Genomic DNA, 9240 nt, shown 5'->3' on the forward strand with positions numbered 1-9240 from the left:
CCAAGCACTCGTGACTGATCAGGATTGATTCGCACGCAATGCTAGCAGATCAAAAAATCAGCGCTGCATGCCCCAGCGCTTCACCGTCACCCGCTCCAGCGTATCGAACACCAGGTTCTCCACCAGCAGACCGATGAGAATCACCACCGCCAGACCGGCAAATACCTTGTCGGTGTACAACTCGTTGCGGTTCTGGAAGATGTACCAACCCAAACCACCTTTGCCGCTGGTGGCGCCGAATACCAGCTCGGCGGCGATCAGGGTTCGCCAGGCGAAGGCCCAGCCGATTTTCAGCCCGGCGAGGATCGACGGCAGCGCAGCCGGAATCAGGATGAACAGCACGAAGCGCATGCCCTTCAGACCGTAGTTGCGCCCGGCCATGCGCAGGGTTTCCGAGACGCCTAGAAACCCGGCATACGTGTTCAGCGCCAGCGCCCACAGCACCGAATGCACCAGCACGAAAATCAGGCTGTTCTGACCCAGGCCGAACCACAGCAACGCCAGCGGCAACAACGCAATCGCCGGCAGCGGGTTGAACATTGAGGTCAGCGTACTCAGCAGGTCCCGGCCAAACTGGGTGGAGACAGCCAGCGTGGTCAGGGCAAACGCCAGGGCGATGCCGATCAGGTAACCCTTGAGCAGCACCACCAGCGAAATCCACACCTTGCCCAGCAGTTCACCGCTGAGCAGGCCGTCGTACAGCGCATGACTGGTCTGCAAAAAGCTCGGCAGCAGCAGATCGTTGTTCTGCACCCGGGCAACCACTTCCCAGAGCACGGCGAGCAGAATCAGGATCACGCTTTTGCGCAACCAACCCTGTTGCCACAGGCGCTGGCCCAGCGGCAGTTCGCGCTCCACCGGCACGCTGGTCAGCGGTTGCAGATCGTTTTCGAATTCTTGACGTACGGATGATGAATGGCTCATCGGGCGATCCTCCGGGTGGCTCAATAAGCGATGCGAATGTCGTTGAAATCGTGCTCGCGCTCGGTTTCCGGCGACTGCCCTTCATCGAACAACAACCGATGAATGCGCCGCGCCGATTCCTGAAACGCCACGCCACCGAGGCTTTGCAGATCGTATTGATGACTGTGCACTTCCGCCCTCACCCGCCCCGGATGCGGCGACAGCAGCAGGATGCGATTGCCGACCACCAGTGCTTCTTCAATCGAGTGGGTGACGAACAGCAGAGTGAAACGCACCTCCTCCCAGAGCAGCAGCAATTCCTCCTGCATCTTGCGCCGGGTCAGAGCGTCCAGCGCGGCGAACGGCTCGTCCATCAACAGGATTTTCGGCTGCATGGCCAGCGCCCGGGCAATCCCCACCCGCGCCTTCATCCCGCCGGACAAGGTGTGCGGATAAGCATCGGCGAATGCCGCCAGACCGACCTTTTCCAGATAGTGCAGCGCACGCTCTTCGGCTTCTTTTTTCTTCAGCGTGCGCGAAGCCAGCAGCGGAAACATCACGTTCTGTTTGACGGTTTTCCACGGTGGCAGTTGATCGAACTCCTGAAACACCACGATCCGGTCCGGCCCCGGCGCGTCGACGCGCTGGCCCTGCAGACGGATCTCGCCCTCGCACGGCGCAATGAACCCGGCGACGGCTTTGAGCAAGGTCGACTTGCCGCAACCGGACGGGCCGAGCAGCACGAAGCGATCCTGTTGATCGACTTCGAAACTGACCTGATGGGTGGCGCGCACGACACGTTGCGGCGTGCGGTATTCGAGGCTGACCTGATCGACCGCCAGCAGCGCCTGCGCCGTGGCGATCGGGTTGCTGGCCGCGTGGCCTTGCAAAGGGGCGTTCATCTCGATCAGCTCCCTTGCAGCGGTTTGGCGTCCTGGAAGAAGTAATCCTTCCACGATTCAGGTTTGTTCTTGATCGCGCCGACGCGGTAGAGGAATTCGGCGAGCGGGTAGGTGTTTTTCGGCGTGACGCTGAATTCGAACTGCGGGTTGTCGATGATTTTCAGCAGCTCGGCGCGGTCGATCTTGGCCTTGGTCACGCGGATATAGGTGTCCGCTGCTGCGCCTTTGTCATTCTGCGCAAACTGCGCGGCTTCGGTCAGCGCTTCAACGAACGCCTTGTAGGTCTTGGGGTTCTCGTTGCGGAATTTTTCGGTGGCGAACAACACCGTCGGTGAGTTCGGCCCGAGCACGTCATAGGAATTGAGCACCACGTGCACATTCGGGTTCTGCAGCGCCTGATCCTGGAACGGCGGATTGGAGAAATGCCCGGTCAGCTCGGTGCCGCCGGCAATCAGTGCAGCCGTGGCGTCCGGGTGCGGAACCGCGATGGTGTACTTGTCGAGGCGATTGAATTCCTTGTCGCCCCATTGCTTGGCGGCCGCGTATTGCAGGAAACGCGACTGCACGGAAACGCCAACCGCCGGCACCGCGATGCGGTCCTTCTCGGTGAAATCGGCGATGGTTTTGACCTTGGGATTGTTGCTGACGAGGTAGTAAGGGAAGTTGCCCAGCGAGGCCACGGCCTTGACGTTCTGTTTGCCGTGAGTGCGATCCCAGATGGTCAGCAACGGCCCGACACCGGCGCCGGCAATATCGATGGAACCGGAAAGCAGCGCATCGTTGACCGCCGCGCCGCCGGACAACTGGGTCCAGTCGACCTTGATGTCGAGCCCCTCCTGCTTGCCGTACTTCTCGATCAGTCCCTGATCGCGCACCACATTGAGCAATAAATAGACAATGCCGAACTGTTCGGCGATGCGGATTTCACCTTCGGCGTGAGCCACGGTCGGCGCCACCAGGCTGCCGGCGATCAGGCTGAAACCGAGGCCGATCGCCGCCGCCAGCGGTGCGAATGGAAGACGTTTGGACATGATCGGATCTCCGGCAAATCAGAAAGGCGCGTCGCCCTGGATGGTGGTGCGATACAACTTGCGGCGCAGGTGCGCAGGGCAGCCGGCGGCAAGGTGGATCAGCGAACGGTTGTCCCAAAACACCAGGTCGTGGGGCTGCCATTGATGGCGATAGATGTTCTGCGGCAACACGCTGTGGGTGTAGAGCTCGTCGAGCAGTTGCTTGCTCTCGTCTTCCGGCAGGCCGACGATGCGGGTGGTGAAGCCTTCGCTGACGAACAACGCCTTGCGGCCGTTTTCCGGGTGGGTACGAACCACCGGGTGCACGACCTCGGCGACCTGTGCCAATTGCTCCGGGGTCAGGGTCGGGCGCCAGTTGCCTTCGAATTTGGTTTCGCTGTAACGCGCGGTGTAGGAATGCGCAGCCGAGCGGCCTTCGACGGCTTTGCGCAGGGCGTCGGGCAGGCTGTCCCAGGCTTTGTGCATGTCGGCGAACAGGGTGTCGCCGCCTTCGGACGGCAGCTCCTGGGCGTGCAGCATCGAGCCGAGGCTCGGCAGCTCTTTATAGGAAAGGTCCGAGTGCCAGAACTTGCCGGCATCACCGAGGCCGATGTTCTGGCCGTTCTCGACGATATTGGAAACGATGAGGATTTCCGGGTGATCGGCCAGCAGGAACTGCTTGAGCACATGGATCTGCAACACGCCGAAGCGGCGGCTGAAATCGATCTGCTGTTGCGGGGTGATGCGCTGGTCGCGGAATACCACGACGTGGTGATCGAGGTGCGCCCGGTGGATGCGGGCGAAGTCTTCATCGCTGACCGGACGGGTCAGGTCGAGGCCGATGATTTCGGCGCCGACGGCACCGCTGAACGGGCGGATCTCGAAGGTTTGCGGCGCGACAGTCGCGGCGCTTGGGGTAGCAGTAGCTGCGGACATCAATCAATCTCCCACGCACGGCACGCTCAATGGCGCGCACGTCGATCAGAAACTCACGCTGGATTGCGTGTGGGTTCGTGTCGTGCGGCGCGCCGATTGGTCGGCAGGTACGCAGGAGGCTGACTTTATAGCTATAAGAAGCGATATTTAAATACCGTTAGCGAATAACGATATGGCGATTGCTTCGGAATGGACTGGATGGTGAGTGACCATTTGCGTCACTTCTTGACGGGACGTGGTGTTGCGGCGGACACCTTCGCGAGTCCCGCGAAGGTGTCCGTGAAGACTTACCGCTCGTGCAGCGCCTCGGCCCGCGCCCGGATGATCGGCTTGAGCAGGTAGCTCAGCACGGTCTTCTTGCCGGTGATGATGTCCACCGACGCCACCATCCCCGGGATGATCAGCAGCGGCTTCTCGTCAGTGCCGAGATGGCTGCGCTCGGTGCGCAGCTTGATGATGTAGTAGGTGGTTTTCTTGTCTTCATCGGTGATGGTGTCGGCGCCGATCTGCTCGAGCTTCGCCTTCAGGCCGCCATAGATGGTGTAGTCATAGGCGGTAAATTTCACCGTCGCGTCCTGCCCCGGATGCAGGAACGCGATGTCCTGCGGGCGGATCTTCGCTTCGACCAGCAAGGTGTCGTCCAGCGGCACGATTTCCAGCAGGTCGCTGCCCGGCTGGATCACGCCGCCGATGGTGTTGACCAGCATCTTGTTGACGATGCCCCGTACCGGCGAGGTGACGAGCGTACGGCTGACCCGGTCTTCCAGCGCCTTGCCGGTGGCCTGGGCCTTGTTCAGGTCGGTACGGGCTTCGTTGAGCTGGGTCAGGGCGTCGCTGCGGAACTTGCCGCGAGTCTCGTCGATCTTGCGCTGTACTTCCTTGATCGCCGATTCGGCACGCGGGATCGCCAGGGTGGTGGCGTCGAGCTGGCCACGGGTTTCCACTTCGGCACGCTTGAGTCGCAGCACTTCCACCGGCGATACCGCGCCCTGGGCCACCAGCGGCTCGGACATGTTGATTTCCTGGCGTTGCAGGCCGAGTTGCTGGCGGTACTGCGCCTGCTTCGAGGTGAATTCGCGCAGCTCTTGCTGGCGCTGGATCAACTGTTCCTGCAAGCCGCCGACCTCATCGTGCAATTGCTGGCGACGGCTGACATACAGCGACTCTTCACTCTTGGCCTGACCCGGCACGGCTTTGAGCACGTCCTCGGGGAAATTCAGCGGCCGGTCATCGACCTCGGCGCTCAGGCGCTCGACCCGCAGCAGCATCGACAGTCGATCGGCTTCGGTCTCGCCGACGTTGGAGGCGAAGCGCGTGTCGTCCAGGCGAACCAGCGGTGCGCCGGCCTCGACGATCTGGCCTTCCTTGACGAACAGCTCGGAGACGATACCGCCCTCGAGGTTCTGGATTTTCTGAATCTTCGACGACGGAATCGCCTTGCCGTCGCCCTTGGTCACTTCGTCGATGACGGCGAAGTTGGCCCACAGCATCAGGAACACGAAGAAACCGATGATCGCCCAGATCGTCAGCCGCACCACCCGCGGCGCGTCCTCGATCAAGGCCTTGTTGACCTCCGGCAGCGGCTGGCCCTGCAGCGATGCAGAGCCTTTGAAGTAGCGACGGATCGAATCCTTGAAACCCGACTTAAGCAACACTGATCTGCCCCTTCTTCAACGCTTCCATCACGGCGGCTTTCGGGCCATCGGCGAGAATCTGTCCACGGTCGACCACCAGCAGGCGATCCACCAGCGACAGCAGTGATGCCCGGTGCGTCACCAGCACCACGGTCTTGTTTTCAACGACTGCAGCGAGGCGTTGCTTGAGGCGTTCTTCGCCGGTGTTGTCCATGGCGCTGGTCGGTTCGTCGAGCAGCAGGATCGGCGGATTGAGCAGGAGCGCCCGGGCCAGGGCGACGTTCTGCCGCTGGCCGCCGGACAGGTTCTGCCCGCGCTCGCCGACTTGCAGTTCATAACCCTGCGGATGCAGGCGGGCGAATTCATGCACGCCGGCCAGTTCGGCGGCTTGCAGCACCAGCTCGTCCTCGACGTAACGGGCACCGGAAATCAGGTTGTCACGCAGGGTGCCGGCCAGCAGCTGGATGTCCTGCGGCACGTAGCCGATGTTGTAGCGCAGCTCGCTGACGTCGATCTGGCGGATGTCGACGCCATCGACCAACAACGCGCCGTCATCCGGCTGATACAGGCCCACCAGCAGCTTGGCCAGCGAACTCTTGCCCGAGCCGCTGCGGCCGATGATGCCGATCTTCTCGCCGGGACGGATCACCAGGTTGATGTTTTTCAGCGCCGGGTTCTGTTGATCGGGGTAGGTGAAGTTGAGCTGACGGCATTCGATCGCACCTTGCAGGACCTTGCGGCTCAGCGGGCGCTCTTCGAAATTGCGCTCCTGCGGCAGCTCCATCATCTGGTCGACCGAAGTCATGGTCACCCGCGCCTGCTGGTAACGAGTCAGCAGACCGGACAGCGACGCCAGCGGGCTCAGTGCGCGGCCACTGAGCATGTAGCAGGCGATCAGGCCGCCCATGCTCAGGTTGCCGGCGATGATCTGGTACACGCCGAAAACGATCATGATCACCCCGGCCAGTTGCTGGATCAGCAGGGTGATGTTCATCGCCAGACCGGAAAGCATTTTCACCCGCAGCTCGAGGCGGCTGAGGGTGCCGATGGTCTGCTCCCACTGGTACTGGCGTTCGCTTTCGGCGTTGTTGACCTTCACCGCGTCGAGGCCGGCGAGGGTTTCGATCAGGCTCGACTGACGCTCGGCACCCAGCGCCATGGTGCGCTCCATGGTGGCCACCAGCGGCTTCTGCAACGCATAGCCGATCAGCAGCGCAATCGGGAAGGCCAGCACCGGAATCCACACCAGATGCCCGCCAAGAATGGCGATGACGATGAAGATCAGGATGGTGAACGGCAGGTCGATCAGGCTGGTCAGGGTCAGCGAGGCGAGGAAGTCGCGCAGGCTCTGGAACTCATGGATGTTCTGGGCAAAGCTGCCGACCCGCGCCGGCCGGTATTTCATGGCCATGCCGACGATGCGTTCGAACAGCGTGGCGGAGATGATCAGGTCGGTTTTCTTGCCGGCCAGATCCAGGCACAGGCTGCGCAGGCTCTTGAGGATCAGGTCGAACAGGTAGGCGCCGGTGATGCCCAGCGCAAGCACCCACAGGGTCGCTTCGGCCTGGTTCGGCACCACGCGGTCGTAGACGTTCATCACGAACAGCGGGGCTGCCATGGCGATGATGTTGATCAGGAAACTGGCGGCGATGGCGTCGGCATACAGCCAGCGCGAGCGCTTGAGGGTGTCGCGGAACCACGAGCGTGCACGCGGGATCAGCGTGCCGTGGTTGACGTCGAATTTGTGCTGGGGTTGGGCGAAGAACACTTTGCCGAGGTAGTCGTCGGCCAGCAGCTCACGGTTGACGAGAGACTCGCCGCCATCGCTTTCGCTGAGCAGCACCCGAGCTTCGTTCTCTCCCTGCCAGCCAAGCAGGACGGCACTGCGGCCATCCTTGAGCAGCAACAGCGCCGGCATGGCGATGGCCGGAATTTCTTCCAGCTTGCGTTGCAGCACCCGCCCCTGCAGCCCGGCGCGTGCCGCTGCACGGGGCAGCAGTTCGACGCTCAGGCGTTGCTTGGGCAGCGGCAGACCGGTGGTCAGCATCGCCGCGCTGGCGGGTTTCTGGTGCAGCATGCAAAGGGCGAGCAGACCATCCAGTAACGGATCGTCGTGCAACGCGCGTGGATCATGACTGAGATGAACTCGACTGACTTCTGATTCCACGCTCGACACTCTTTAACAGTTGAAAAGGGACAACTCAATTCATCCCGGGCAGTTGAACCTTGGGCTTCACGTCGTTCTGCACAACGGATGCCATCGGTGCGACCACTCCCTGGCTCTTGAGCAACTCGCCCATGGTCGCCTTGATTCGGTATTGAGTAAATAACTGAATGTTCTTGATCTCGGCCAGACGGCGCGAAGCGGTGAACAGTTCGTTTTCACTGTCGAGCAAATCCAGCAGGGTTCGTTCGCCAAGGCTGAACTGGCGCTGGTACGCGGTGCGCACTGCGGTGCTGTGATCAACGTACTGCTGAGCGATCGGCACCTGGGCATTGGCGTTGTTCAAGGCGTTCCAGGCCAGGCCCAGTTCTTCGTTCAACTGACGCAAGGCGTTGTTGCGGATGTCCAGCGCCTGGTTCGACAGGTAGGACTTGGACTCCAGGTCAGCCTTGTTGCTGCCGCCGGAATACAGGTTGAAGCGCATGCGCAGCATGGCCTGCCATTCATTGTTGTGACCGTTCTGGCCATCGAGGTCGTTGTCGGCGGTGCGGCCCAGCTCGGCGTCGAAACGCGGGTAGAAGGTCGACTTGGCGGTTTCGTACTGCTTTTCGGCAGCGGCGATGTCGGACTCGGCCGAACGCAGGATCGGGCTGTTTTCCAGCATCTGCGCGCGAGCCTCATTGAGGTTGGCCGGCATCATCGCCATGAACGGCGCCGGACGCTCCAGTTGATCGGGCATCTGGCCGACGGCGCTGAGGAAGTTGGTTTCCGAGTCGGCCAGGTTGGTCTGCTCGGTGATCAGATTGTTGCGGGCCTGGGCCATCCGCGCTTCAGCCTGATCGAGGTCGGCACCGCTGCCGACGCCGCGCTGGGTGCGCAACTGGATCTGGTCGTAGATACGCTGGTGGCTCTTGAGGTTTTCCTCGGCCAGGCGCACGAATTCGCGACGGGTCAGCACATCCAGGTAAACCTGGGCCACGGTCAGCGCGGTGCGCTCGGAGGTGCCAAGCAAGGCATAGGCGCGGGAGTTGACGGTGGCTTGTTGACGCCCGACTTCGCTGGACGTCGCAAAACCGTCAAAAACCATTTGCGACAATCGCACACTCGACTCGCCACGGTTCAGGGTTTCCCAGTGATTGCCGCCGCCGTTGGCGCGGGTGGTGACGCTGTCGGTGCCTTCACGGCCATAACCGCCGAGCAGATCGACCTTGGGCAGGTATCCACCTTTGGCAGCCTTTAACTGATAATCCGCAGCCAATCGACTGTTGACCCCTGCCTGGATTTCCGGATGGACATCCAGTGCCTGTTGCATGGCTTCCGGTAAGGATTGTGCTTGAGCAAAAGACGCGGCGAGAGCGAAAGGTAGAGCCTTGAACAGGGGCGAACGCATGGTAAGGAATTCCCAAAACTTCTTGTCGTGAATCACAGCAAATAAGGGTGCTGCGTCGGATGATGGCAACCGGAATGACCGTATGTCGGAAAGTTTAAAACCGGAACTGGATCACATGCTCAAGGGCAAGTCGCCGCGTAAATATCAATGTGACATTAGTGGGGCGATTGTTTAGGATGGCATCCATAAGGTCAATAGTTTGGCATAAAGTTAATAGCGAAAGATTCTAGCCAAAATATTGACGAAGATCAGCGTCAAACTTGATTCACATTTTTTTAAAAGTACGTCCAGACTGAATCGG

7 protein-coding genes are annotated in these 9240 nt (G+C 61.0%); all 7 read right to left on the reverse strand.

Going from position 1 to position 9240, the window contains the following annotated elements:
- Positions 1-57 precede the first annotated feature (57 nt).
- The 7 genes from M5B44_RS07765 to M5B44_RS07795 all read right to left on the reverse strand — a co-directional run bounded on the left by M5B44_RS07765 (position 58) and on the right by M5B44_RS07795 (position 8939).
- Positions 58-924 carry an ABC transporter permease gene (locus M5B44_RS07765; RefSeq protein ID WP_248738731.1) on the reverse strand — a complete coding sequence of 289 codons (867 nt, stop codon included), beginning with the start codon at positions 922-924 and terminating at the stop codon, positions 58-60.
- A 20-nt stretch (positions 925-944) separates the two neighbouring features.
- Complete coding sequence (locus tag M5B44_RS07770; RefSeq protein ID WP_248738732.1) at positions 945-1805, reverse strand: ABC transporter ATP-binding protein; 861 nt, start codon at positions 1803-1805, stop codon at positions 945-947.
- A 5-nt stretch (positions 1806-1810) separates the two neighbouring features.
- Positions 1811-2836, reverse strand: coding sequence for an ABC transporter substrate-binding protein (locus tag M5B44_RS07775; protein ID WP_134825062.1), 1026 nt, complete (start codon positions 2834-2836; stop codon positions 1811-1813).
- A gap of 18 nt (positions 2837-2854) precedes the next feature.
- A complete protein-coding gene (locus M5B44_RS07780) occupies positions 2855-3751 on the reverse strand; it encodes a TauD/TfdA dioxygenase family protein (RefSeq protein ID WP_248738733.1) in 897 nt (298 codons plus the stop codon).
- Between the two features lie 287 nt (positions 3752-4038).
- A complete protein-coding gene (locus M5B44_RS07785; RefSeq protein ID WP_085712607.1) occupies positions 4039-5406 on the reverse strand; it encodes an HlyD family type I secretion periplasmic adaptor subunit in 1368 nt (455 codons plus the stop codon).
- A complete protein-coding gene (locus M5B44_RS07790) occupies positions 5396-7552 on the reverse strand; it encodes a type I secretion system permease/ATPase (protein ID WP_114880934.1) in 2157 nt (718 codons plus the stop codon). Before M5B44_RS07790 ends, M5B44_RS07785 begins: the two co-directional genes overlap by 11 nt.
- Before the next feature lie 34 nt (positions 7553-7586).
- Positions 7587-8939: a TolC family outer membrane protein gene (locus tag M5B44_RS07795; protein ID WP_085712605.1), complete on the reverse strand. Its 1353-nt coding sequence runs from the start codon at positions 8937-8939 to the stop codon at positions 7587-7589.
- Positions 8940-9240 lie beyond the last annotated feature (301 nt).

The organism is Pseudomonas sp. MWU12-2029 (genome assembly GCF_023242425.1).
Taxonomy (GTDB): Bacteria; Pseudomonadota; Gammaproteobacteria; order Pseudomonadales; family Pseudomonadaceae; genus Aquipseudomonas; species Aquipseudomonas kribbensis.